Annotated in this window: 22 protein-coding genes; 12 read left to right on the top strand and 10 right to left on the bottom strand. The window is 43.8% G+C overall.

Going from position 1 to position 26,290, the window contains the following annotated elements:
* The first annotated feature begins 16 nt into the window (after positions 1-16).
* The 11 genes from ACLOAU_RS18445 (at position 17) to ACLOAU_RS18395 (ending at position 15,272) form a co-directional block, all read left to right on the top strand.
* A complete protein-coding gene (locus ACLOAU_RS18445; protein ID WP_427863384.1) occupies positions 17-1,447 on the top strand; it encodes an SGBP N-terminal domain-containing protein in 1,431 nt (476 codons plus the stop codon).
* Between the two features lie 47 nt (positions 1,448-1,494).
* Positions 1,495-2,661, top strand: coding sequence for an SGBP N-terminal domain-containing protein (locus ACLOAU_RS18440; RefSeq protein ID WP_427863383.1), 1,167 nt, complete (start codon positions 1,495-1,497; stop codon positions 2,659-2,661).
* 19 nt (positions 2,662-2,680) lie between these two features.
* Positions 2,681-3,709: an SGBP N-terminal domain-containing protein gene (locus tag ACLOAU_RS18435; protein WP_427863382.1), complete on the top strand. Its 1,029-nt coding sequence runs from the start codon at positions 2,681-2,683 to the stop codon at positions 3,707-3,709.
* 86 nt (positions 3,710-3,795) lie between these two features.
* Complete coding sequence (locus ACLOAU_RS18430; protein WP_427863381.1) at positions 3,796-4,908, top strand: hypothetical protein; 1,113 nt, start codon at positions 3,796-3,798, stop codon at positions 4,906-4,908.
* Between the two features lie 8 nt (positions 4,909-4,916).
* Positions 4,917-6,008: an SGBP N-terminal domain-containing protein gene (locus ACLOAU_RS18425; protein WP_427863380.1), complete on the top strand. Its 1,092-nt coding sequence runs from the start codon at positions 4,917-4,919 to the stop codon at positions 6,006-6,008.
* A gap of 24 nt (positions 6,009-6,032) precedes the next feature.
* Complete coding sequence (locus tag ACLOAU_RS18420) at positions 6,033-7,160, top strand: hypothetical protein (protein WP_427863379.1); 1,128 nt, start codon at positions 6,033-6,035, stop codon at positions 7,158-7,160.
* A gap of 47 nt (positions 7,161-7,207) precedes the next feature.
* Complete coding sequence (locus ACLOAU_RS18415; RefSeq protein ID WP_427863378.1) at positions 7,208-8,269, top strand: SGBP N-terminal domain-containing protein; 1,062 nt, start codon at positions 7,208-7,210, stop codon at positions 8,267-8,269.
* Between the two features lie 61 nt (positions 8,270-8,330).
* On the top strand, positions 8,331-9,542 hold the full coding sequence (locus tag ACLOAU_RS18410; RefSeq protein WP_427863377.1) for a hypothetical protein: 1,212 nt from the start codon (positions 8,331-8,333) through the stop codon (positions 9,540-9,542).
* A 14-nt stretch (positions 9,543-9,556) separates the two neighbouring features.
* Positions 9,557-11,911, top strand: coding sequence for a TonB-dependent receptor (locus ACLOAU_RS18405; protein ID WP_427863376.1), 2,355 nt, complete (start codon positions 9,557-9,559; stop codon positions 11,909-11,911).
* 33 nt (positions 11,912-11,944) lie between these two features.
* Positions 11,945-12,508, top strand: a complete 564-nt coding sequence (locus ACLOAU_RS18400) for a biliverdin-producing heme oxygenase (RefSeq protein WP_427863375.1) — start codon at positions 11,945-11,947, stop codon at positions 12,506-12,508.
* A gap of 388 nt (positions 12,509-12,896) precedes the next feature.
* Positions 12,897-15,272 (top strand): TonB-dependent receptor, encoded by a 2,376-nt coding sequence (locus ACLOAU_RS18395; protein WP_427863374.1) that lies wholly within the window; start codon positions 12,897-12,899, stop codon positions 15,270-15,272.
* Positions 15,273-15,374: 102 nt separating this feature from the next.
* Here the strand turns inward: ACLOAU_RS18395 and ACLOAU_RS18390 are convergent, their stop codons facing one another.
* Positions 15,375-15,692, bottom strand: coding sequence for a GIY-YIG nuclease family protein (locus ACLOAU_RS18390; RefSeq protein ID WP_427863373.1), 318 nt, complete (start codon positions 15,690-15,692; stop codon positions 15,375-15,377).
* Positions 15,693-16,005: 313 nt separating this feature from the next.
* On the opposite strand from ACLOAU_RS18390, the gene ACLOAU_RS18385 reads away from it, so the two are divergent.
* Positions 16,006-17,448, top strand: coding sequence for a hypothetical protein (locus ACLOAU_RS18385; protein WP_427863372.1), 1,443 nt, complete (start codon positions 16,006-16,008; stop codon positions 17,446-17,448).
* Between the two features lie 320 nt (positions 17,449-17,768).
* Here ACLOAU_RS18385 and ACLOAU_RS18380 read toward each other — a convergent pair whose 3' ends face one another.
* The 9 genes from ACLOAU_RS18380 to ACLOAU_RS18340 form a co-directional block, all read right to left on the bottom strand.
* Entirely contained in the window at positions 17,769-18,188 is a 420-nt protein-coding gene (locus ACLOAU_RS18380; protein ID WP_427863371.1) for an arsenate reductase ArsC, read from the bottom strand.
* 253 nt (positions 18,189-18,441) lie between these two features.
* Entirely contained in the window at positions 18,442-18,903 is a 462-nt protein-coding gene (locus ACLOAU_RS18375) for a DUF6428 family protein (protein WP_427863370.1), read from the bottom strand.
* Between the two features lie 57 nt (positions 18,904-18,960).
* On the bottom strand, positions 18,961-19,290 hold the full coding sequence (locus tag ACLOAU_RS18370; RefSeq protein ID WP_427863369.1) for an ArsR/SmtB family transcription factor: 330 nt from the start codon (positions 19,288-19,290) through the stop codon (positions 18,961-18,963).
* Between the two features lie 299 nt (positions 19,291-19,589).
* Positions 19,590-20,234, bottom strand: coding sequence for a DNA alkylation repair protein (locus tag ACLOAU_RS18365; RefSeq protein ID WP_427863368.1), 645 nt, complete (start codon positions 20,232-20,234; stop codon positions 19,590-19,592).
* A gap of 27 nt (positions 20,235-20,261) precedes the next feature.
* Entirely contained in the window at positions 20,262-20,510 is a 249-nt protein-coding gene (locus tag ACLOAU_RS18360) for a hypothetical protein (RefSeq protein ID WP_427863367.1), read from the bottom strand.
* 753 nt (positions 20,511-21,263) lie between these two features.
* Complete coding sequence (locus ACLOAU_RS18355) at positions 21,264-21,929, bottom strand: hypothetical protein (RefSeq protein ID WP_427863366.1); 666 nt, start codon at positions 21,927-21,929, stop codon at positions 21,264-21,266.
* Positions 21,930-22,000: 71 nt separating this feature from the next.
* Positions 22,001-22,741 carry a hypothetical protein gene (locus ACLOAU_RS18350; RefSeq protein WP_427863365.1) on the bottom strand — a complete coding sequence of 247 codons (741 nt, stop codon included), beginning with the start codon at positions 22,739-22,741 and terminating at the stop codon, positions 22,001-22,003.
* Positions 22,692-24,842: an ATP-binding protein gene (locus ACLOAU_RS18345; RefSeq protein ID WP_427863364.1), complete on the bottom strand. Its 2,151-nt coding sequence runs from the start codon at positions 24,840-24,842 to the stop codon at positions 22,692-22,694. The genes ACLOAU_RS18350 and ACLOAU_RS18345 overlap by 50 nt, the downstream gene beginning before the upstream one ends.
* Entirely contained in the window at positions 24,839-26,287 is a 1,449-nt protein-coding gene (locus ACLOAU_RS18340) for an SIR2 family protein (RefSeq protein ID WP_427863363.1), read from the bottom strand. The genes ACLOAU_RS18345 and ACLOAU_RS18340 overlap by 4 nt, the downstream gene beginning before the upstream one ends.
* Positions 26,288-26,290 lie beyond the last annotated feature (3 nt).

Genomic DNA, 26,290 nt, shown 5'->3' with positions numbered 1-26,290 from the left:
TACCAACATACATACAATGAAATTGATTGATAAATATCTTTTTGCAGCAATTGTATTGCTGGGAGGTCTGAGCGCCTGCACGAAGACAGAGTACGAACAACTCAAAAGACCTTATGCAGAGATAGAACGCTTTACTATTGGGGGTTACGGAGATTTAGATTCAATACCCGGCGTTATCCACGGCGATTCTATCCTTATTTACTGGAATGCGAAGAATACGCCACCGGCTACCGTTAAACCTAGCATTATCCTGTCGGGTGGGGCAACCATTGCACCGGCTTCAGGCGCCGAAGTGCCTTTTGGCGAAGCCACAACTTATACCGTAACTGCTGAAGACGGCTCTGTACGGAAATTTATATTAAAACCGGTATTCAATGGTGCTGTGCCAACCGTAATCACGATGACATCAGTGCGTACCTGGTCGGCTACCACACCCATCGCTATTACCGGGGAGTACTTTCTCACTACCGGAAATGCAAAAGATATAAAGTTGTATGCACAAAGGGTAAGAGATGGTTTTGAATTTGATATTCCGTTTGACACAGCCGCTGTAACTGCTACGAGGATCAATGCTTACCTGCCTCAGTTCACTTCAGAGCTGGATACAGGTGCCCATCGGATTTATGTTAAAGTTGGCGACTTTTCTTCTAATGTGGCGCCCATCTGGCTTTCGCAGCCAATTTTGTCTGAAATTATTAAAACGGTAGATATCAGCAACCGGGGAAGTATCAGCCTTGGAGACGAGGTGGAGTTTACATTTACACCTAAACCCGAATGGAAGCTGGCGTTTGAACGATACTACCGAAAAGAGAATTTCGGATCATTAAATATAGGGTTAATAAAAATTGTGCCAGGCCAGGTGATTAACGGGCAGAACTATGCGATGCCGGCGGGACTGGTTACACAACAGGAGCCAGGCGTTATAAAAGCTAAGATCGACCCGGTATTTTTTGATACCCATAGAAACAGCATTTTATTTGGCGGTGTTATCAGGTACAATAATGTTAGTTCAATCAATGGTACCGGAGGGTTTACGAATTATCAATTTACTATTTCAGAGTATACGGCTCTTTACCAGCCGGTTATTGAAGAAGTAAAATATGCGAACGTTAGCCTGCAGCAGGAAGGGCAATCCATTACACGAGGACAGCTCTTGTCGCTCAATTACGCATTCACTCAAAGTGAATATACAGCTCAGAACACAACCTTAGTAGCGGTTCGGCTAAAATTTAAAAATAAGACCACCGATACTTATACTGATATTACCGTGCCCGCAACCAGTGTTACTGATAATGGCGCTCAGTTGCAGTTCGCTATTCCGACTACCGCAAATGTCGTAGGTCAGTCCCTGGTAGCTATCGGCATGTATTTGCGTAGCAATGTCAACCTGCGGATCAATATCGAACCTCGTAAGATTATAACAGCCGAAACAATAGTTACACAGTAAAACAGCTATTAATACATTCTTAAATAATTAGTTAAGCTTAAAGCAAAATGATGAATTCAGCATTGAATAAATTTTATCTGTCATTGGTTATTATCATTTCTATTTTGTCCTCCTGTACCAAAACAGAAATAGTGCCTTATGAGAAGGAGCCCACCAATATCATTACTGAATATAAAGTGATCAACGGTACCGAACAGTTAAATGGTGTTATCGATAATGTAGATAATACGATTACCGTGTACATTCCGTATTACCTGAGCATCGATTATTTAGTACCCACTGTAAAATTAAATGAAGGCGCTACAATAATTGACAATGCAGGTAAGGACATTGATATACGCGAAGTGCTGGAGCCTGTACCCTTTGATACGGTAGGTTATAAGTACCGTGTAAAAGATGTGGCGAATTCAATAAGGGAATACCGGTTGGATATAGTGATTATGCCGCATAAAGAAGAGCTGAAGCTAGGGTATGTGGGTTACTATGATGCCAACAATATCTGGCGTGCCAATGATACGGCAACCAAGGTAAGCATTATTAACGCGAGGATCAGGATCATGGGTAATCTGCAATCCACCAGCCGTAATGCAAAGCTGACACTGATTGAAAAAGGAACTAATAAAGTCATTCCCAACGGCTTGAAGTTTTATGATATTACCAGCGGTGCACAATTCTATACGCTGTTTGCTGATATAGCGCCTGAGGTGAATCCCGGTACTTATTATATAACCATCGAACAGCAGGGACGAAAAGACACGCTGCCGCAGATCACGCTCGATCATAAGATCCCTTACTTCGGTCAGTTGCCCAAGCAAATGAAGCAGGGCGATATCGTTACGTTAACGGCTTACGGACCCAGCTCCAATGGCGAAGTATACAGTGGCAGTAATCCCGGCATTAAAAGAGCTTACCTGATTTTTACCAAACAGCATATGACCGCCTATCCGGCAGCATTCCCCGAGTCTTTGTTTGGAAAACCTATTGAGGTAGAAATTACCAGCCAGAACCGCACCCAGATTTCCTTTAAGTTTCCAGAAACTATTCCGGCGGGCATTTACAGTAGTTCATCCAGCACCAATTCAGGCATAACCAATGGTTATTCGATTAACTATGCGGGCATGGAAATGCGCTTTGATTTCGATTATGCTCCCTGGGCTCCCGATCGCGTACAGGCATTAGGCGCTTTTATCAGTTATGAAGTATTACCCAAATAGTTAGTTCAAAAAAATTACCATGTTTAAAGTTTTATATAGTTCAATAATAATGTTGATGGCAGTAGCTGTTCTTGCTTCCTGCACCAAAACCGAGTACGATCATCAGAAGCAACCTTATAATGATATTAAAGTATTTACTATTGCCGGTAGTTATGGCGCTCCGGTAAAAGGATTGGTGAAGGATGACACGATCACTGTTTACTGGAACCCCGATGTAGCCATGCCTGCTACGATTACGCCTGAGATCATTATATCTGATAAAGCAGTGATCAGCCCGGCATCAGGTACAGCAGTGTCTTTTAAAGATACCACCACTTATACGGTAACCGCGGAAGATGGATCTGTAAGAAAGTACCGGCTTCAAATTGCATTAAATGTCCCCACCCCTGTATTGAAATCTACCAATAATCCGGTGCCCTGGCTCAATACCACGCAGCTAACCATAGCCGGTGAATACTTCCTGGCCAATACCGATACCTCGCAGATCTCTGTATATATGCAAAGGATGTCAGATGGGATTGAGATTCCATTGACATTGATTAAAAATCGTATATCTAATTATACAATTGTGGCCAACCTGCCTACTTTTTCTGCTGAACAGGATACTGGTATACATCGCCTGTTTGTAAAAGCTGGATATCGCATAGCCCAAAGCATTGACGTTCGTTTTGTAATACCTGCTATTACCAATGCCACTTATACCTCCAGCTTTGTACAGGATGGCCAGGCATTACGCACAGGTGATAGTCTCCAGATTAATTATGCACTTACCGATAACCTGGGTGGCGCTGTTAGCCGCTACTATACCAGGAATACAAAAGAGATATTGTTGTACACCAATGCCTATGATATTATAACGGTTTCTGCTGCCAATATCAGGTTTGTAGAGGGTGCGGTAAGGTTTAAACTTCCTGATGCGGGTTTACATAAGGGCAAAGATCTTTTTCAATATCGCATGACTTTTAATTCGGTGCTTCCCGGCGGCGAAGAAAGCTCTTCCTATTCCTTGAGAGGATTTTTTGTGAATCCGACTAAGCTGGCGTTGTGATGAAGAACGATGAGTGATTAATAATTAGTAATCAGTTAGCTGCCAAAGCAAAAGTTAATAGTAGCAATCAAACATACCAATTCAATATGAGTAAATTATTTAAACATATCAACCTGCTTGCACTGGTGATACTGGTAGCAGGCGTACAGGCTTGTACCAAAACCGAGCAGGTCGATTACGAAAAACAGCCTGCCAATAAAATAGCCGCTTACAGGGTTACCAACGCACAACAGGAGTTATTGGGTGCTATTGATCATACCAATAACCTGATTACCCTATACATCCCTTACTACACAACGCTCGATTACCTGGTAGCTGCTTTTACCCTGGAAGATATGAGTTCGACCTTGTTGGATGCTACCGGCAATGAAATAGATATGGATGCAGGCCCGGCGCCGGTTGCCGTTGGCGCCGACCCGGTGAAATATATCGTCAGAAGCAAAGAAGGCGTGGAAAGAACTTATTCCCTGGTACAAAAGATCCTGCCCCATCCGGATGCACTGGTAATGTCCTATACCGGCGCTACTACAGGTGTTTTCTCAAGACCGGCAAATGGTGTGCTGAACCTGACAGGTAACCTGGAATCTATAAGCAGTAACGGAAAATTCTACCTGACTAATAAAGCAACGGGTGAAGTAAACAGCGACTGGATCACCATTACCTCTATCAAACAGGGCGCTCAATATGCAATGGCCACCAAAATATCGCAGAATGCGATAGCCGGCGAGTATGATGTAAAACTGGTGCACCAGGGGCGTAGCTCCAACCTGGCGCCGTTAAAACTAACCTACCAAAGACCCCTGCTCAATGCGCTGCTATCGTCTGCATCTTATGCACCCGGCGATACGATTGAGTTTGGGCCGAATATAGGAGGCGTCTTTTTGCCTGTTAAAAAAGCATACATTAAAGTAATCCGGGGCAAAATTACACCACCTGCCGGTTTCCCATCCGAATTGTATGATACGCCCATTGAAATGAAAATTGTAAGCCAGCGACGCAACGAGCTGAAGGTAATATTCCCCCAGATGCCGGCCGGGCAATATACCATGAACGTGAATACCAGTGCTCCCAACAGCGAAGGTTATACCCAGTACACGGCTGCGGGGTTCGGCTTCTATGCAGATTATGAAGACGCCACCGGGTGGGGTGATGGCAATATCTTCTGTACTGTATCATTAATACGTTTTACCGTTAAATAAATCAATCGATGACTAACTATAAAGATTTTATGCTCACCCGGTTCGTGATTGGATGCTTATTATCCTGCTTATTGCTGGCTTGTACTAAAACAGAACAAGAGACCATCAAACGTCCGTATAATACCATTGAACGCTTTAGCATGCCTGGCTATGGAGATCTCGACTCTATTTCAGCTGTAATAAAAGGAGATACCATTCTGGTATATTGGAACGCAGAGTCGACACCGCCTGAACGGATCAAACCGCTTATCGATATCGCACCGGCAGCTTCGATAACACCCGCTTCTGGAGCCGAAGTAGCATTTAAACCAAATACAACTTACACCGTTACGGCAGAAGATGGCACGGTTCGTCAATATATCTTAAAGCCTGTTTTCAACAAAGCTATTCCTCGTTTGCTGGAAATAACGGCTCCTTTTCAATGGACCTGGGAAGGCAATTTTGACCTTACGATTAATGGCTTGTACCTGTTTACCAATGGCGGGGTTTCGGGCATCAAAGTATATGCACAAAGACTTCGCGATGGCTATGAGTTTAACCTGCCGCTGAATAATAACTTAACGACCAGTACGCAGATCAATTTAAAACTGCCGAGGCTTACTGCCGACCTGGATTCGGGGCTTCATCGTATCTGGTTGCAGGTGGGCGATCTGCCTTCCAACTACCTGGATGTATGGATCAGCCAGCCATGGATCGACCGGATCGTTACCTCGGTAAGACTGAAAGAAGCCGGTGGGCCGGTATACCTGGGTGATACATTAACACTAGTGTACAATCATACGCTGGCTAATAACGAACTGTTCAATAAGTATTTTAAGAAAGAGAATATTCTGTTGAATAACCTGGGTTGCTATAAAACCTTTAACCAGTATATCGGCGATGCGCCCATTGTTTCATTTAATAATGCCGAATTGAAGTTTGTATTGAGTGCGGCTAAGTTCCAGGGCCAGTTGGGGGCATATATAGCCCAAAGCATTTTGTATTATAATTATCAAAGTGATGCTAAAGGCACTATCCAGTATAGCACTAATGCAACCGTGCCTATGCCTGCTGAAACTTTAGAAATAGCACGTAAAACGATCATATCCCAACGACCCTAATAACCCCATAAAGAAAATAACATAATGAGAATTTTGAGAACAGGAATTTGCTTTTTAGTGGTAGCAGTAACTTTATTGTTATCCTGTAAAAAAAACGAGTATACCGAATTTGATAAGGATGCTTTGAATAAGATATTGGAGTATAGTATTGAAAATGTACCACAATCCATTAAGGCGGCGATTAGTCAAACTGAAAATACTATTACGGTTTACATTCCTTATTATATCGGTGTTGACTTTTTGGTAGCTAAAATTAAGCTGGATGAAGGCGCTCAGCTGTTAGACTCGTTGGATAATCCGATAGATTTAAGAGAAGAAAGTGAACCTGTCCCTGTTGGTGCATCAGTAAAGTATAAGGTGAAAAGCAGCGATGGTGTAGAGCGGGTATATACTTTAGTACAGGAAGTGCTTCCATTTTCAGAGCCATTGACAGTAACTTATAAAGATAAATTAGGAACCGATAGTTTTTTAACCAAAACAGTACATACCCGTTTTGAAGTCTTAGGAAATTTTGAATCGGTAAGTAAGAGCGCCAAAGTAATATTAAAGAACCGCACTACCGGGGTGGAGTACGATAATTTTATGACCGTAAATAGTGTAGAGACCGGAAATGCCAGTTATACTATGACCTTAAATATTCTTCCTGATGCTTTAGCAGGAGAGTATGATGCGCGTTTGGTACACCAGGGGCGTACTGGCAAGCTGCCACCAATCAGGCTCTTTTATAACGTAGGTACGCCTGGCTTTTGGCTATCTACTACCAATTATGCCGCAGGCGATACAATGGTATTTAATGCAATTGGTTACACGCCGGCAGCTTACGATGGGGTATTTGTTGGCCTCGAAAGAATGTACCTGAAACTGGATACTGCGTATATATGGAATAAGCCTGCAGCGTTTACAGCAGACTATCACAATAAAAAAATAGAAATGAAAATTGTGTCCTGGAACAGAACACAGGTGAAAGCTATTTTCCCGGATATACCTGTAGGCCAGTATAGTACATCTTATCAATGGGGTTCGTTTTTCCCCAATATTAAGTACTGTGGTTTAGGTTTTTATTTCGACTTTAATTCAGAAACAAACTGGGGCAAAGATGTACTGTTATCCGCGGCATCCAGCACTTTTTTAGTGAACCCGAAGGTAAAATAAACCATACGTAAAGGCTATCAAAATATCAACGACAATAAAATTGAACAATGATTCTAAAGAATACATACAACTATTTTTTTTATCTGTTAATTGCCGTTTCTGTAATAGGGGCATCTTGTACTAAGACAGCATACGAAAAAATAAAACAGCCATACAATGATATACTGCATTTTGAGGTAGCAGGCTACGGCAATCTCGGTAAAGTAATAGGCGTAGTAGAAGACGGGAAAATAACAGTATACTGGAGCGGATCGGGTGAGCGCCCCGCTAGTATTAAGCCCGTTATTAATGTTTCCGATAAGGCCACTATATCTCCAGCCTCCGGTGAAACAGTTCCATTTACCAGCGAAACAAGTTTTACTGTAACGGCAGAAGATGGAACAGTAAAAGTGTATAAGCTGAATCCGGTTTTTAATACGGCTATTCCTGTACTGTTAGGTGTTACCGGCACCCGATTTGTTTGGGTAGAAACAAAGGAATTAAGCTTGTATGGACAATACTTTTTTGCTTCGGCTGACACCTCGGATATTAAGGTATACGCGCAACGTTTAACAGACGGCTATGAATTTGATATTCCCGTAAAAGGTACTACTGTTACTGCTACCGGTTTTAACGTAGTGTTGCCGGCTTTTACTGCCGTTCAGGATTCGGGCTGGCATAAGGTATGGGTGAAAGTAAAAGGCGAGGTATCCGGTTCAAAAGAAATTTATTTTGAACAACCATGGCCCAGAAATGCAAATGCCAACTTTTCATTGGTACAAAACGGTCAAAATATTTATCCCGGTCAGGAGCTGACACTCAATTATAATTTTACAGACAATTATGGAGGTGCGGTAAGCCGTTATTACAATGGGAGGCCAAAAGGATTATACTTCAATTTTGTAGATGCTGCAACTAACCAAAGATCCAGTTTGATCATAACCGATTTTACAGTTACCAATACGCAGATCAAATTTAAAGTTCCTGATGGTAATAATACATCCATTGGCCGCTACCTGGAGAGCATTTACGTTCAGGTACCTCAGCCTATGTATGACAGGCCCGATTATTTGGGTACGGCTATTTATCTAACCGGTAACAAAACTACTATTTTAAAAGCAGCGCAGTAGCCACAGTATCAATTAAAAGCCGGGAAGGATGACCTGTGCTTCCTTACCTCAATAATGGAGTATGAAGAAATTTGTTATAACAATGGTATCATTGGGTAGTGTGCTTTTAGTTTCCTGTTATAAACTACAGGACCTTACCCCCAATTTTGCTGACGGTATTAGTAAGGTAGTTTACGATCTGCCCGGCGATACCCTGGCTACAGATGGCTGGGACGATAACTACCAGGATCGGGATATCTATTTAAGACAGAGGTACTATAATTCGCGCTGGACGGACTCGATACGTTTTGTACCCAATTATCCCGGAGAGATCATTAATGCAGCAGTGGGGGTAAATGCTAGTTCTGATGCAGCTATTCGCTGGCTGTCCACCGCCACGGCTCATCCTGCCGGTGTGGTAGAAAACGATGCCTATAAGAATACTGCAGATGGTAACGATTATATCTATCGCAATGGCACCTGGTATCAAATGAACATAAAAGGTGAAAGAGGTACGGCGGCAAACGACAGTATTTTCGTCAACTGGCGGGGTTATGTGTCAGCGCCACCTGCCAGTCCGCAAACCGGCTGGGCTTATCGTGATAATGATAACCAGCGTGTATATATGTACAACGGTAAAGCCTGGGAGCTGATGGTAAACGACGCCAACTATAACCAGAACACCGACTTTATACAGGTAGAATATAGCAAAAGTGGCAAACAAGCAGGCTTGTATAGCATGTTCCTGTTTCGCTTTAGCGATGGTAAGCAAACCTTTATCAGGGATGCGGCAGATTCAACACGTTATTTAAAAACCGATCAGTGGGATATTGCCTTTACCGGCCAGTTCAACAGTACGATATGGCTGAATAATGGCCGCGCGCGGTTTAGCCCGGCTACGGGTAGCCCGCTTACCAAAACCTCTTTATGGGTATACGATTATGGCTACGATTTTATGAACGAGGCACCCGACGATGAGTTCTTCGATGCGCGCCCGGCAGATGAAATGCAGATCGGCTATGTATCAGAGTTTGGGCAAGGTATTAATTCCTGGTATGAGTATGGAACCACTTTTGTAGCCAAACCTTTTCCCTACAAAGCTTATTACCTGCGCTTAGAGCGTATCGATCCGCAAACCGGTAAAAGCAGTTATCGCTATGGCAAGCTGCAACTGATCAGTATGTACAAAGGTGCACCAGAGGTATTAACCGATCGCAACTGGCCTTCGCCTTATCTCACCTTCCGGTATTTTATACAGGAAGATGGCAGCAGGAATTTAAGAACTAAAAATTAAAGACAATCTAGTTAATGAATAAAGTATATGTTTTATTACTGTTGCTGGCAGCGGCTTTTAAAGTAAGCGGGCAAACTGCAGTATTAAGGGGAACCATATCGGGTAAAGACGGAGAGCCGGTAGCAGGCGCTACTATTACAGCAGGCGCTACCAAAGCCAGTAGTGGTAAAAATGGCGCCTATGAGTTAAAGGGCATTGTAGCAGGTACTATCATTTTGTTAGTAGAAAGTGTAGGTTATGAAACCTATACCGATACACTGGAACTTCCGGCCGGTGCTCATAAAAAGGATATCGTATTATCGAAGAAAGATCAAATGCTAGATCATGTAGTGATCAAAGGAGAGAAGGCAGGCAACCGTAATGCAGAAACCCTGATCAAAGTGGAGAACAGTATTATGCCGGTAACGATTATCGACCGGCGCACTATCGAGCTAATGGGCAGCCGGAGGCTGGATGAAGTGGTAAAAGAGCAAACCGGTATTGCCATTGTGAATGACGTGGGTGGTGGCTCCCGTTCGGTGGGTGTGCAAATGCAGGGCTTTGGCAGCGAATATGTAATGGTGTTGCTGGACGGACAACCGCTGGTGGGCCGCAATGGCGGTAACTTCGATCTGTCGCGTATCAGTGTAAGTAATATTGAAAGGATCGAGATCACCAAGGGCGCTGCCTCTTTATTATATGGGGGTGACGCCCTGGGTGGTACTATCAATGTTATTACCCGTCATAATATTACCCGGCCGCAGGCTTATGCGGCGTTGAATTATGGTACTAACGAAACGGTAGACGTATCGGTGGATGGAGAAACGCCGGTGCTAAATCAAAAAGGTAGTCTGACTTTAAACGGTAACTATTATCATACCGGTGGCTTTAATACCAGCCAGGGTACGATAAAAGGCACTACGGCTCCTCCTTATGATAACTATGGGGCACAGGGCCGTTTCCGCTATCGGTTTAATGACAATAATAGGTTGTCGGTAATGGCACGCGTAGGCTTACGTCGAAGCTTTATGACCAAAGACTTTGGTGTAAAATATACAACTGAAGATGTGCTCGATGAGCAGGATGTAAACCTATCTGCCAATTTCGATCATCGTTTTAGCGAACGTTGGCGAGCCATGACCCGTTATTACCTCACCCGTTACCAATCGGACATGAGCGTGCGTTTATCGCAGGGCGATAGTATCAACCAGTCTAAATTCGGCCAGCTATTGAATCGCCTCGAACAGCAAATTGCCTATACCATTCCCGATAAGCTGGATGTGATCACCGGTATTGGTGGTACTATTGAAACAGTGGATGAGAATATACTTAGTAATGAGAATAAAATAACCGCGCTATTTGGCTACACGCAGGCCAACTGGAATGCTTTGCCGAACCTGGAAATTACGGGTGGTTTCCGCTACGATCATATTGTAGATTACGGGTGGCGACTGGATCCCAGTATGGCCATCAAGTATCAGCTACTTCCGGTGCTTACTTTGAAAGCTGCTTATGGAACCGCTTTTAAAGCACCCGATATGCGCAAGCAATACCAGGTATTTTATAACCCGGCTTTCAACTATATGATGGTGGGCAGTGCAGTATTAAGAAATACCATCAACCAGTTGCGGGAAGCCGGTCAGGTGAGTCAGTATGAACTGGAGTCCGTATACGATGAGATCAAAGGCCTTTCTCTCAATGCAGAGATGAGTAAGTCTTACAACCTGAGTCTTATTTATGAAACCATTAATAAAAAAATAAGGGCAGAGGGAAGCGTTTTTTACCATGATATCCGCAACCAGATCAACCCGGTATTGATCGGCCGCGATATTGCCTCGAACCTTATTTACTCTTATCGTAATAATGCCAAAGCAGTATATAAGGGAGCGGAGATTTCTTTAGCTATCACACCCATCAACGGACTGCAAATCAGTGGCGGGTATCAATACCTGTTGGCGAAGGATCTGACCGTAGGCGATGAGATACGTGAAGGCGGTAAGTTCTATGACCCTTTGTTTGATCCGGTTACCGGTTACGTTAACTATACCCCTACATCGGATGATTATTGGGGCATCGAAAACCGTTCGAGGCACATGTTCAATGCCCGTGTGTTTTATACCTATACGCCCTGGCAGTTAAGTGGTAATATAAGAGTGAACTTCAGGGGTAAATATCCTTTCAGCGATCGCAATAATAACGGGTATATGGATCGCTACGACACATTTGTGCGCGATCATTACCTGCTCAATGCAGGCTTGGAAAAGAAGCTGTTCAATCGCAGGTTATCCCTTCGCGCTACTGCAGAAAACCTGTTGAATTTCGTAGATGTAAAAGTGCCTTTTCAGCCCGGCAGGATGTTTTTTGCCGGACTGGCTTATAATATTCAATAATCTTTATTTCACAATCATAAAAAGAAAACAATCATGCTAAGTAATCACATTAAAGAAGCAACCAAAGCACCCCATCAGCAGTTGGAGGTGGTAGTAGTAAAAAAGCTAAAGTCTATCAGAAGTCAGGCAGATTATGCCGATCTGCTGAAACATTTTTATGCCTACTTCAGTAAAGTAGAGCAGGCCGTTGCTCCCTATATCAATGAAACCGTTTTACCTGATTATGCTGAACGCAGGAACAGTTCTTATATCAAAGCCGATATAGAAGCCTTAGGTGAAAGCGTTGAAACGCTTCCGCATGCAGTCGCGCCGGGTATCGTGAATACTATCAGCGCATTAGGTGCCTTATATGTATTGGAAGGCTCTATTATGGGTGGCCGTATCATTGTGCAGATGCTGGAGAAAGCCGGTATTACCCAGGGCGTATCCTTCTTCTCTGGTTATGGCGAAGCCACCGGGCAAATGTGGCAGCGTTTTACAGAAGTGCTCAACCGTTATGCACCCACCGAAGATGACGAAGCACAGGCCATCGCTGCTGCAAATGCAACGTTCAAGCAGTTTGGTGATGTGTTTGTAGGGGCGGCTGTATCAGCGTGATGCAGCTCCTTCTAATAGAGCGTTCTGCTAATTGATCGTTTACCACTAAGATTCGGCACGGGGTGGGAGGAATTACTGCCACGGATACACGAATAGTTTATTCTTTTCTGTGCATCTGTGGCGAAAGAACCTGGTCCTAAGCGAAGAGAATTAGTGATGAACAATGATAGGTAAATGGCCTGTTGGCATCGTCATCCCTCCCGAAGGTTCGGGACGAAGCGCAGCGTAGTGGAGGGATCTTCTACTAAAAGGTAGAGTGGCACTTTCGGCCTGGGTTGTGCTTTATGTCCTCAATAGAGTCTCCAAAGAAGTTCCTGGACCTTCAATCGAAAAGACGGTATATATGAATTAGTTAAAACAACATTTGAATCAATAGTTTTTATAAACCATGCGTAACAAGCAGGTCTTCTCTATATTCTTAATAACCCTCTTCATAAGCCTCACCACCGTAGCGCAGCAATCCGCCTTTAAAGGGCGGGTAACGGATAGTGCCGGCCAGGCGCTGAAGGGCGCAACCATTACTCTGGAGCCCGACCGGCATATCACGCAAACCAATGAGCAGGGAGCGTTTGTCTTTCCGCAACTCTACGCGGGTAGCTATTCTATTGCAGTAAGTCTACAAGGCTATCAATTATACGAAGGAACGGTAGAGGTAGGTGAAGTAGAGACGCCATTGATGAAGATACAACTAGCCAAAGCCGCAAAGGAGCTAGATGCAGTGCAGGTAACAGCGCAGGCTTTAAATAGCAGTGCAGATAATTTGCTGGATGCCCAGCGTGGGGCTATGCCTGTAACGGTTATCACGAGGCAAATGATCGACAAAATGGGCAGTCGCCGGCTGGATGAAGTGCTCAAAGAGCAAACTGGTATAGCCGTGGTGAACGAGATCAGTGGGGGAGCCCGGGCAACGGGCATCCAGTTGCAGGGCTTTGGGTCAGACTATGTAATGATATTGATAGACGGTCAGCCCATGACCGGCCGTAACTCAGGTAACTTCGATCTGTCGAGGATCAGCGTTACCAATATCGAAAGGATTGAAATTATTAAAGGCGCTTCTTCCTGCCTGTTTGGTAGTGAGGCCCTGGGCGGGGCCATTAATATTGTTACCCGGCATGGAGCGGTACAGCCACAGGCCATGGCTTCCCTGATCTATGGTAGTTTGAATATTGTAGATGCTTCTTTAGAAGGGGAAACACCCTTTCATCACAAGCGCGGATCGCTCAACCTGGCGGCTAATTATTACCGTACTGATGGCTATAATACCGATCCGAATTATATTGCCCGTGGTACTACAGCGCCACCTTATAACGACTTTAGTGTGCAGACACGTGCCCGTTACCAGTTAACACCCCGCAGTACGGTGGGCATGAGCGGGCGGCTGGCCCTGCGCCAGTCTTTTATGGAAAAGGTTTTTGGCGCGGCATCCGGCCCTGCTACCGGTGACCGGCAGGATCTCACCGATGTGAATTTGTCGGCCTATCTCAACCACGATTATACCAGCGGCTTAAAGAGCATGACCCGGTATTATTTTACCCGTTATCAATCGGAAATGAGCGTAACTGGTTTGTCTGCAGCCAGCGCCAATGAAGGGTTTGAGCGATTTATACAAAGTATTCACCGGTTGGAGCAACAATGGGCTTACCAGCTGGGCAGCGCAAAACTCACCGGCGGACTCGGCGGCGCAAGCGAGCAAATGAACAGCACGGCTTTTAATAGTCCGGGTGCTATGTATAACTACTTTGTGTACCTGCAGGCAGATTGGAGACTGACGGACCGCACTGCCGTTGTAGGCGGCGTGCGTTATGATGGCAATAATAATTATGGCGGCGCCATAAACCCCAGCCTGGGTTTACAGCATCGGCTTAGTTCAAAGCTTGAGCTGAAACTCGCTACCGGTACAGGTTTTAAAGCACCTGATTTTAAAAACCGTTACCAGGTATTTGTCAATCCCGCCAGCAATTATATGGTGATCGGTACCGAAGTGCTCAAAGAAACATTAGATCAACTGCAGCAAAATAACGAGATCAGCGAAGTGCGGCAATGGTTGCTGCAACAGGTAGCCGGTAAGCTGGATGCCGAAAAATCTATCTCTTTGAATGCTTCGCTTACCTGGAAACCTACTAACCAGTTGAAATGGGAGATAGGCGGCTTTTATCATAGCCTCCGCAACCAGATCAATAGTATACAGATCGCCACCGGTACGGGCAACCGGCTGATCTTTACTTACCAGAACCTGCCCAGCTCTTTTAATACCGGCCTCGAAACTTCCTTCTCGTTTAATCCCATTTACGGCCTGGAGATCAATGGCGGTTATCAATGGTTGGTAGCTAAAGATCGTACGGTTAAAGACAGCATTGCTGCCGGTAACTATCCCTGGTATAAAGTGCGTAATAACCTCACCGGCGAAACCTTCGATTCGCAGCCATCCGATTATTGGGGTATTGAAAATCGGTCGCGCCACATGGCCAATCTCCGCCTGTTTTATAAATGGGATGTGCCCGATATCAGTTTTTCATTTCGCATGAATTACCGTGGTAAATATCCCTTTGCCGATGCCAATAACAATAATTTCATCGATCGTTACGACCAGTTTGTAGAGGGGTTTTTCCTGCTCAATGCGCATATTGAAAAACGGTTATTCAAAGATCATCTCCGCATCAAAGCCACCGTAGACAATATCCTCGACTACCGTAACCGCCTCATACCCGGCCAACCGGGACGCATTATTTTGTTGGGGCTGAGTTATCGGTTGTTTAGGGATTAGGATAAAGAAGCCGTCGTTTCGAGCGTAACGAAGTGGAGTCGAGAAACCTCTGCGAGAAGCCGATCCCGGTTCGTAATATTAGATTCTCCGGTACACACAACTTCAATACAACAACCTGTAAATCTCATTATAAACTTCTTCATTAAGAAATGCTCTATCAGGGTTTTTCGTAGTAATCAATGCTTCTTTTTTCTCTCTTCTCCAATTCTTGATTTGTTTTTCCCTGGCGATGGCTGTTGTAATATTGTCGAACCATTCATAGTAAATAAGGAAGCAAACATTATATTGATCTGTAAAACTACCTGGCATTTCATGATGTTCGTGTTCCCAAATTCGTCTTCTCAGGTTAGCCGTTACCCCGGTGTAAAGCACGGTTAGTCTTTTGTTGGTTAGGATATAGATAAAGCCGCCTTTGTCCATACTTCTAATTTACGGAATTATGATCATTTGGCACGCGATGCCGTCCCCCCAAATGTCCGTCTTTTCGACCGGAGCGACGTAGGAGCGTAGCGGAGAAACCTCTACGTAAAGCCGAATCTTGCTTCGTAATGCGAGATCCCTCCGCTCACTCCATCCCGGCTCAGCCGGGACTACGTTCGGTGGGGATGACGGTTCCGAGGGGCCACCCCTAAAGAAAAATCCTCCTTTTCAAGGATAGGCCACCATTGCCATACCACCCAAATTTGTACCCGAAACTTTCAACATCTGATCCATTGAACAAAAACCAAACATCATGAACACAAGATCCTTCTGTACCGCATATCTGTCACTGGCTTTGCTGCTTGTAGTGGCGGCGACGTCCTGCCAAAAAAACGACACGCCCGAGAACGAAACACCGTTAGACCTATCGCAGGTGACTATTGCTATTACACCCAAAGGAACCGCTAAAGGCAGCGTGTATACACAGCAGGTAGGGGCCGGTGGCGGTCGCATACAATCGCCGGACGGGCAGATCACCGTTGACATACCTGCGGGGGCATTGAGTGCTACCACAACCATCGGCATTCAACCTATTAGCAATGAAGCGCCGCTGGGTGCGGGCAATGGCTACCGGTTAACGCCGGAGGGAACTACCTTTGCCAAACCCGTTACGATTACTATGAAATACGGAGCGGGCTTACAACCCGGCCTTAGCTGGATCGCTACCCAGAAAGGCGATGGCAGCTGGCTGGGCTGCCGCAACACCGTAACCGATGAAGCTGCTCAAACACTATCAGTACAAACCACCCACTTCAGCGATTGGGTAACCGGTAAGCTGATCGATTTCCGGCTGGCGCCGGAAAAGGCCGTTGTTAAAACCAAAGGACAGGTACACCTCTACGTAAATGGCTTTGCCAAAAGCAAGGGCACGGCACAGGAAGAGGAGGAAGGCCTGGCACCATTAAAGCCGCTATACCGCAAAGATGCCGGCGATGAGGACCTGGCACCACTGCCCCAGATCACCGACCTCAGTACTTTGCTGGAGCAAACCAATCATTACCGCCTCAACTTTAAACAATGGCGACTCTCACCGGCATCGGGTAGTCTGCAGGCTTCGGGGTCCAAAGCGGTGTATACCGCGCCGGACAAAGTGCCGTCGCCCAACACCGTATCGGTATCGGTGGATATTGAAGCCATACATGCCGGTAAAACCACTAAGCTGATCCTGGTAAGTACCATCACCATTACCGATAAATATTTTGCCCGTTTTACGGTGGATGGCGTTACCACTGTTTTTACGGAAGGAGAGATCATCAAACCCAACGGACCGGTTCAATCAACGGGTAATGCAGCGGTATTGTTCGTAGATGATGCCGGCGAACTGGGTATCACTTTTACGCATGCCGGAGAGCAAAAAACGGTAACCATTAATACTGAGCGCCCGCAGGCAGGTACGCTGCCATTTGCTACTACCGCTACGCCGCAGGGCCATGTATTTGCCGTTTATTTAAAAACATCCCCACTGGTAAGTTATAACTGTGTAGATGATGAGCTGCTGAAAGATGGCAACAGTTGTAAAAAGGGCCGGTCGTCCACCGGGTCGTTGACTTTAACAGAATATAAAAATGAGAGCGGCGCGATGGTCTCCGGCAGCTTCAGCGGTACTATCTGGAATATGGGCGATCCCGTTGCCTGCAAAAATCAATCGGTAGATATATCGGGTGAGTTTTTAATGCCGGTGAACAGGTATAATTAATGTGATCAGTGGCGGGATGACGATTGTAATAGGCTGATGTCTCTGTCCATGACGAAGCCCACCCATACCGTCGTTCCGAGTGAGTGACGCAGGTTCTAAGAACTCCTTCGGAGAACGAGTCGAGGAACCTCTACGAAAAGCCGAACCTCGCTTCGTAAGCGAGATCCCTCCCCGTCCAAACTATGTTCGTCCGGGCAGGCGCTGCGTTTCGTTGCACTTCACTTAGTCGGGATGACGTAGCGGATCCGAATCCGTCTTCGTAATATGAGATCCCTCCGCTGTGTCCATTGCAGGGACTTCGGTCGGGATGACGAACCGCCCTACAAATAATCCCTCACAAAATCCCTGCAATACTCCCTGATCAAGTCGCGGGTGTGGTGAAATTGTTGTTGGATGGCTTCCGGGGTGCCCGTGGCTTTGGCCGGATCGGGAAAATTGTAATGGAATTGTTGGGCTTTGCCGGGAAGTACAGGGCAGCGTTCTTTAGCGTTATCACATACCGTAATTACAAAGTCGAAATCGATAGCGGCATACTCGGTTACGTTGTTGGAGGTATGACCGGATATATCAATGCCATCTTCCCGCATGGCTTCAATGGCTTTTGGATTCACTCCATGGGTTTCTACACCCGCACTGTAGACAAGGGCCTTCTCGCCAGCGAAATGTTTTAAATAGCCTTCCGCCATCTGACTACGACAGCTATTGCCGGTACAGAGTACTAATACTTTTTTTGCTTGCATGATTGTTATATGTAAATAATTTGAACGTTAATTTTATTCTGTTCGGGATGAGTACTACCCACGCCGTCCAGGCTGAGCCGGGACCGTAGCGACGCAGGTTCGAAGAACTCCCTTGGAGAGCGTAGCAGAGAAATCTCTGTGGAATGCCGAATCTCGTCTCGTAATGTGACATCCCTCCGCTGCGTCCCTTCCCGGGACTTTGGTCGGGATGATGAACAAAAGTGCCTTTCTCCTTTGTCGGATGAAAAACTTTTTAACAGCTTCCACCACCACAGCAGGATGAAGCAGGTTGCTCAGCCAGGTTGCCCTGCGCATTTTTTGCAGGCAAACCACAGGCGTCTTCAGCCAGGCAGGCAGTAGTTTTGCTTTCCAGCACAAAATGATCGTTGGCGAAGCCCAGTCCGTATTTACCAATGGTATCGCCCTGGTATTCCACTTCAATGTCCAGGTTGGGGATGCCCAGCTTTTCTTCTGAAAGGCGGATAATGTTCAGCAGCCTCTGCGGTTTTAACCGGTGCTCGTAATCGTTGGCATTCCAGAGCTGGAAATTAACCACCTGCTCATTCCTGATGGTGCCGCCACAATCAATAAAATGGCGGGTTACCAGGCCCACTTCTGTTACATGAAAATGTTCGGGTACCCATCCTCCGTTGGGGAGTTCAAAAGCTACGTTCTGTAGCTGCGGCAGCAATTCTTTTAATTCAGAAAGTTTCATAATGATCTTATTAATTGTTATAATGCAATATTGCGATGAATGAAGGCGTGAAAAAGATCAGCAGCATTTTTGAGCCGCCACGTCGTTGGTAAAAAAGGCATTCAGCTCTTTTTTGAATTGTTTCCATACCTTTTCGTCGATGCAGTAGCACACGCTGGTGCCCTCAATATTTCCTTTGATGATACCAGTATTTTTAAGCTCCTTCAGGTGCTGCGAAATGGTAGCCTGGGCCAGTCCCAGTTCTGCCACCAGGTCGTTGCAGATACAGGCATTTTGTTTAATGAGGTGCTGAAGAATGGCAATACGGGCGGGGTGGGCCAAGGCTTTAAACAGCACTGATAAATGATTTTGTTCCGCCGTAAAAATATCTGATTTAGTTAAACCCATTATTTGATCGTTTCATTGCAATATTACGATTGATTAGGGGAGTGACCAATTTTTTTTTGATCGGGTGATGGGAGGGAGCCGCCCCACCCATGCCGTCGTTCCGACCGTAGCGACGCAGGAGCGTAGCGCCCGCCCGTGCCGGTACGGACGAGGAGGAACCTCTACGTAGTTTCAATCTGGCTTCGTAATGTGAGATCCCTCCCCGTCCAAACTATGTTCGTCCGGGCAGGCGCTGCGTTTCGGTCGGGATGACGGTTGAAAGTGTCTACCGTTTTCATTTGTATAACGAGTGAACAGTCTCACTTCCCCAGCTTCTCCACCTGTATCGCAATAAATTCAGGCAGGTAGCTCGGTGTACAGTTTTTAGCCACTACCTCGTCCTTATACAAACCCGTACGCTCACCAATGGCGATGCATCGTGCGCGATGTTCGGGCTGGAACACACCAATTTGCCCGGCGGTGAAATTCATGGCCCATTGTACTTCGGGTGCTTCGTTTTGTATGCGTTCTTCAATGGCGGTTAACAGGGCTTCGGTATTCGGGGGTGACGGCTGTCCCATCCAGCGCAGGCGGGCCTGGTAATACCAAAAAATCCGTCTTTGAAGCGGAGAGGGGCTGTGCTCCCAGGATTCCATCAGCTGAATGGTTTTTTTATCTTTTGATAGCTGGTTGGCCATCAGCCAGTCGATGAGCTGGGTGCTTTCGTCCGGCGGATGTTGCTGTATATCCTGATCCAGCTGGTCGATCAGTTCGGGGGAAAGCAGCTTTTTGTCCATGATCAATATGGCCAGTTGGCGGGCCATATAATGGCCGGTGCTCCAAAGCTCCATCGCCAGGTCATGATCTTTTTTGATATCGGTAGCTATCTTCCGCAGGTCGCCCAGTTTGGTATCGGCCTTACTAATGCTTTGGTAAATGTTGCTTGCTTTTGTTGAAAGTTTCATAGTTATCTTTTTTAAAAGCTCATACTGTTACAGCGTTTTGCGGGATGCGATCTCTTTTTTCACCGCCTGGTAATTATTGTACAGCGATAAGGCGATAAATAAAAATACCAACGGTAAAACGCTAAAGGCACCAAAGCCATTTTTCATCGTTCTGTAAATGCCCACGCCGATCATTAAAGCCACCAGGATGGCATAAATAGTTACCGATGATTTGCGCTTTTTTTCTTCCAACACCAATTCTTCGTTGGTGAACTCACTTAATTGTTTTTGACTCATGGTTTGGTTTTGTTGTTCATTTACCCGAATGCGCTGCTAAAGTAAAATTTTAAAAGCAGGGAACAAGTTTTTGGTTGTGCTCAATGCTCGTCATTTCGAGCGTAACGAAGTGGAGCCCCGCCGGTGCCGGTTCGGACTGGGAGAAATCTCTACGTAAAGCCGAATCTTGCTTCGTAATGTGAAATTCCTTTCCGTCCGTAGTGATGCTACTGTCAGCCCAGCCAAATCTGTAAACAGGTGAGTTGTAAATTTTTCAAAAATTTACAAGCAGGGTGATTACAAAATGATGGAATATACCTTACCTCTAAACCCCGGCGGAGAGATTTTTTACCTTCGCCGTTGAAGCCTGTAGCTGCGCGCGCGAAGGTTCTCTCCCCTCAGCCGATGGTAAACCGCGCAACGCCGAAGCAAACTGCTGAGTGGCCAAAGGGAACTGGAGGGTTGGACTGATTTGGGCATTTACCAGCCGAATGTGACTTAAAATACGTTGACTAGGGGTGGTGGACGAGATAAGTTGGCCGGGAAAATGATCGATTTTTACCGATATTGAATGTTTCGACATTACGGATTGAACATATCGCATTTATATTTTGATAACTTGACTGAGAATGATCATACCCCGCGGGAGTTTTGAGTGCGGAGGTTACGGGAGAAAAAGCTACGGAAGGGAGAGTGATTGACGAGTTCTTGAAACTTCTTAATTCCAGTTGTCTCGTAAATTTAAAACGAGATCATTCCTTATTTCTAAAAGATTTAGACCGCGAATCCATATCGGTCCTTGTTGGCTTCTCTAAAAGCATGCTTTAACTCACTGAATATATGTTTCTGATACCCAAAAAGCATTTCTTCAGATACAATGGTCTTTATGATATTGACACTGCCTTGCTTTTCTCCAAAACAATAACCTTTTGATGTAGCGGCGACAAAGCTGATCTTTTCATCAGTATTGTTTTCTTCGAAGTTGTGATAGACTGACTCAAAATCTTTATTTACTACCGCCGCTATAAACCCCCAATCATTTTTAAAATAATCTTTAATGAGATTTTCGTTTGAAACGGTCATGTTCTTAGCGATTCGTTCTCTAAATCTCTGGAAAAAATGGGGTGGATATATTGTTATGAGATTAAAATCAAGGCTAACAGAAAACGCATATTTGCCTTCAGGGCGATCATACATGCCGAAAATACTTAGGATTGGACTTTTCCAGTGACTTCTTTTCTGAGCTGTGAAGTCTATAGAAAAAGAATTTTTCATCGCTTTTGTTTTACAAGCGTACGATTTTGTCAAAGGGTAACGGCTAGCTTTTAATACAGTTTTTCTAAAATCTTCACGGTACTCAGTTAATTTATTTCTAAGGTTTGGAATGTCCTCAAAGACTTCGTTGTGTATTTCTTGAACAGCCATTGATGGAACTATCATTGTGAATGTTTTTTAATGGAGGTATTTTAGACGTATTAAACTTGTCTTTTCACTAAAAAATATTTTGTCGACTAGGGTCGTAGGGCTTGAATTTCATCGTCTTGAAAAGTTGTTATCCCGTTAGCAATATTTTCATTGAAATAAGTCCAATGATTTTTATCGTTCATTTTGTTAGCTATTGCAGACGGTTGTAAAGCTTCATGTGGATCAGGAACAGTTGGAGTAGTTAATAGGAAATCAAAATTGTTCATTTGCTCCATCCAAGGTAGTTGTAAAAAGCCATCCTGGTCTATTATTGGCGCATCACCTGAATTAATGTTATAGATTGAGGGATTAAAGGAACTGTAGGTTTGATATAGTTTTCGCCATCTATTTCTGATTAGGTCAGCGTTTGCCTTATCCTTCATATCAATTTGAGGATTTATTAGCAAGCTTACTGTTCCCCAACGTTTATTAACTATAGGGGTTATCTCATCCTTCCAAATACCTTCTGCTTTAGCCATTGCAAAGGCATGTTTTTCTAACACTCTGAAGCTCCTTATTTCATCTTTTAGCTCTATTATGAAAGCTTGTCCTGGTTTAGTAGAGGGGTGATTAGAAAAGATCATCGTGTACGTGTCCATTCTGCTCGTAGATTTTCTCCCATATCTAATTGGAACTGGTACAGGTGTCTTTTGTTCCATCTGCAGATATAAAGTTCTCCATTTTTCTCTTTCGGGAGTCATTTCCCAAAGCAGGGAGCCAACGATTATAACGCCACCTCTAAACTGCATCTTCTTCTTTTTCTTCCGGTTTAGTAGCCAACGGATCATATTTCTCGCCTTTTTCCCAGGCTTCAGCAATCTTTGCATAGTTTGGAAAATCTTTTGGTAAATCCTTCGTCCAGTTTTCAATGAATTTCGGATTGTTACTATTCGGACGCGGATTAGCCGTATTCATTTTCGCTTGCACAGGTGTTCTGACCGCATCACCCATAATAACTACGTGTTGTTGCGGCAGGATGGGTAACTGTTGAAGAATATCTTCGTTGGCGGCAGATACCAGTTGACGAACATATTTTTGGTCTTCAGGGTTTTGGAGTCTGTGAATAATAAATGAATTGCATTGTGACAGTACAGTTTTGGACAATTCAGAAGGACGCTGGCTAGATACCAATAAGGATATTCCATATTTTCGTCCTTCTCTTGCAATACGCTCAAAAACTCTTTTTGCTATTGATTCTCTATCCCCACGATTCTTTTCAGGAATATAGTTTTGCGCTTCTTCAAGCGCAATAACCATTGGCAATTTGCCGCGGTCACTTTCGGGAAAACGTGATACAAACTCTAATATAAGCCTTCCTACTAAGCCGGTGATTGTTTCCAATACCTCATAAGGCAATAGAGACATATCGATAATCGTTATCTGGCTTGGTTTGTCCTGAGCTAACTTTTCTTGATCTGTTTTGACTAATTGCTTTTTGTAGAACTCGGTAAATAAATCTGTATCTGCGGATTGGTACACTTTACAGAAATCACCAAGTATGAAAGAAATGAATTTGGCTAATGCTTCTGTAATTTCTTCCGCTTGATTTAGTAGTAAGGGTTGAGCAATTCTTTCGTCACTTAAATACGATTGTAGTCTTAGTCGAAGAGTAGAAACAAACTCTCTTAATCTGTTTCCGGAACTTTCTTGTTCATTAATTGCTTCGTCAAAAAACCTGGAAATTAAATCTTGAAAATTAAACCAAATGGGGAGGTCAATATTTTTCTCAATTGCAATTTGCTCAACATTTTGGGAACTCGAATATTCCAAATATTTCGCTTCCAATGCTTGTAATGCTACCTTTTCGTCTGCTATTGTATTGTTTGCACCAAGTGTCGATAATGCTGTTTGAATATCACTCAATGTCGCATCACCATTAGGAATAATAGAATTCGCAAGTTGAAGGATTTCATTATTGGTTTTATAGTTCCAATTGCCGTAACTCTGGGTACATTTCTTTTTCTTAATGTCATCTGGATCTGCATTAAATAAACTTAGAATGCCCCTTTCCGTGAATTTATCAAGAATGGGTTTCTCCGCAACATCCTTTTGGTTCTTAGCCAGCCCCAAGGCTCTCTTAAATACCGGTGCTTGTGTGCCAGAGGTAGGCTCAAACAAATAATCGAAATCAGCAAAATTCATAAACCAAAACGGCACTTTCATTCCATTTTTGTCTATGTGAAAAGGATTAACTAATTCAAGGTTTTTATAAGGTTGTTCTTTCGTGCCTTGAAAGGCTTGTTTGTATTCTCCATTGGTGTCGAATATAATAATGTGAGCATTTTTGAGTTTTTTACCGTCAAACTCAAAATCAAACAGGCTTTGTATAATGGATGCAAAAGTGCAGGATTTACCAGAACCAGTATTGCCTAAAATTGCTGCATGTTTACCGAAGAATTTATCAGGGTTGATTTTGATTTTATAATCAGAAAATGAAGGTGAAGTGCCGATAGGTAGATAATAATCCTCTTCAAAATTAATTTTATCTCCTGGTGCTTTTTGCTTCTGATCAAAAATATTATCTAAATCTTGGCGCGTCACATACCACACAGGATTATCAAGGATAGGGTAGTTGTAAACACCCTGAATATATTTACCATTATTCTCTATGGTTCCTATCATTGTCGCTACCAGGTATCTGGCAGACTTTGTCAGGAATATGGCTTCCTTGTTTTTTCCCAATTCTGTTTCATCAATTGCCCTGACACTGGTAACCATAGCTACAATCTTATCCGCACCGATAGGGATAATAATGTAAGAATTAATTCTTGCTACTTCATATATATCCTCATAGCCGCTTTTATAAAGGCTTTTCAGATCATCATCTAATCTTATGAAAACCCTGAAGCTGTCTACGGAGATTACTTTGCCAATATTTCTTTCGCTCATACTCCAGAATTTTCAGGTGTTTCTGATGCAGTTGCGGAAGCGTCATTAGCTTTACTTAACAGCTTATTTAAAGTAGAAGCTACATCTTCGTAATTATCTATGTTATTAAAATTGGGCATTAAAGTATCCGCAAACGTCAGGAAATCTCCAAAGAATTCGCCTTCAAGAATAATGATCCGTGGGTCATTTAATTCCTGCATATTTTTGATATAAGGGCTTCTGGTGCCTGCAAAATCAACAATAATTAGGGTGAATGTTGGATTAGATAATGCTTGAAAAATAATATCATTAAAATGGTCATCACCGAATGAATAGCCAATAGTGATAAGAACGGATTGTGATTGGGTGATTGTTGATGCAAACTGCCTAAATAGTTCTGAATAAGGTAAATCTAATGTATAAGATTTTTTTACTGCAGAAGGATAGATTAGAATTTCTCCTTTTTTCTTGAGAGATTCGATAAGCTCAAGGGGCTTTTCTTCAATTCCATATAAATTGTTGGCATCCCTTGCTTCTGAATTAACCCACGAGAGGGAGCCATGCAATTTAAAGTATCGCACAACTTTCTCTATCCGTTGTACTTTACCAGATGTTGTAGAACCAGGATAGAAGATATCATAATCAAAGGTTTCAGGCTTAAAGAAACGTTTATGAAACCCCGCAAATCCATCTATATAATGAACACCAAGCCTATCAAAAGCATACTCAAACGCAAGATCATAATTTGCCGTAAAAATATTCGCGCGACGCAAATTCAGAGGCCTTTGTAATAAGGCTTTAATGAATTTCTCGTGAAAAATATACTTGCTGTGTTTTTCCAATAGAGTACCCTGTTCCTTGCTTGGCGTGTATGAGCTTTTCTTCTTTCGGTCAATGATATTTCGAGGTACCTTTCTTTTTTCGAGATCACAAACATTAAATAATCCTTCTTTAATTGTAGAAATTAGCTCGCCAATATTATCCGTCCTTTTAGAACTTTTGTCCTCGCTAAGTACAAAATCCTTAGCTATCAGATAGTTCAACACTTTTTCGTATTCAATAGCGATCTCCTTGGAATCATTATCTCTTACCAGTTTTCCATCTACAACAAATTTCCAGCCTTTTCCATCTTCAAAAACTTCTTTATTCTTTTTGCCGCCAAGTTGTTCCGTTTGCAATGCTTCAATAGTCGAAACAAACTCATCTTTAAATTTCCCTCCTTCAATGTTAATAACATGTTCTTCGACCTCTATAGGGAAATTCCTGATTGCCACAGCTCCCAAATGAATTGAAGTGCCAGAACCAAAAAGGAAACTTACATTATCTAATTCTAAATAATTTTTTAGCATTAGCCTTATTTTGCTAATAACTTTTCCTTGGTTGTCGTTACTTTCTTCTATCCAGTCTGCTAGTTTATCGGTATTGCCAAAAAATACTCTATTCTTAGCTGGGTCAAAATGGCTCATTGC

Origin of the sequence: Paraniabella aurantiaca, from assembly GCF_050309965.1 — a bacterium.
In the GTDB taxonomy this organism is placed as follows: Bacteria; Bacteroidota; Bacteroidia; order Chitinophagales; family Chitinophagaceae; genus Niabella.
The sequence above is the reverse complement of the archived record's forward strand: the minus strand, read 5'-3'. Positions and strand labels throughout refer to the sequence as shown.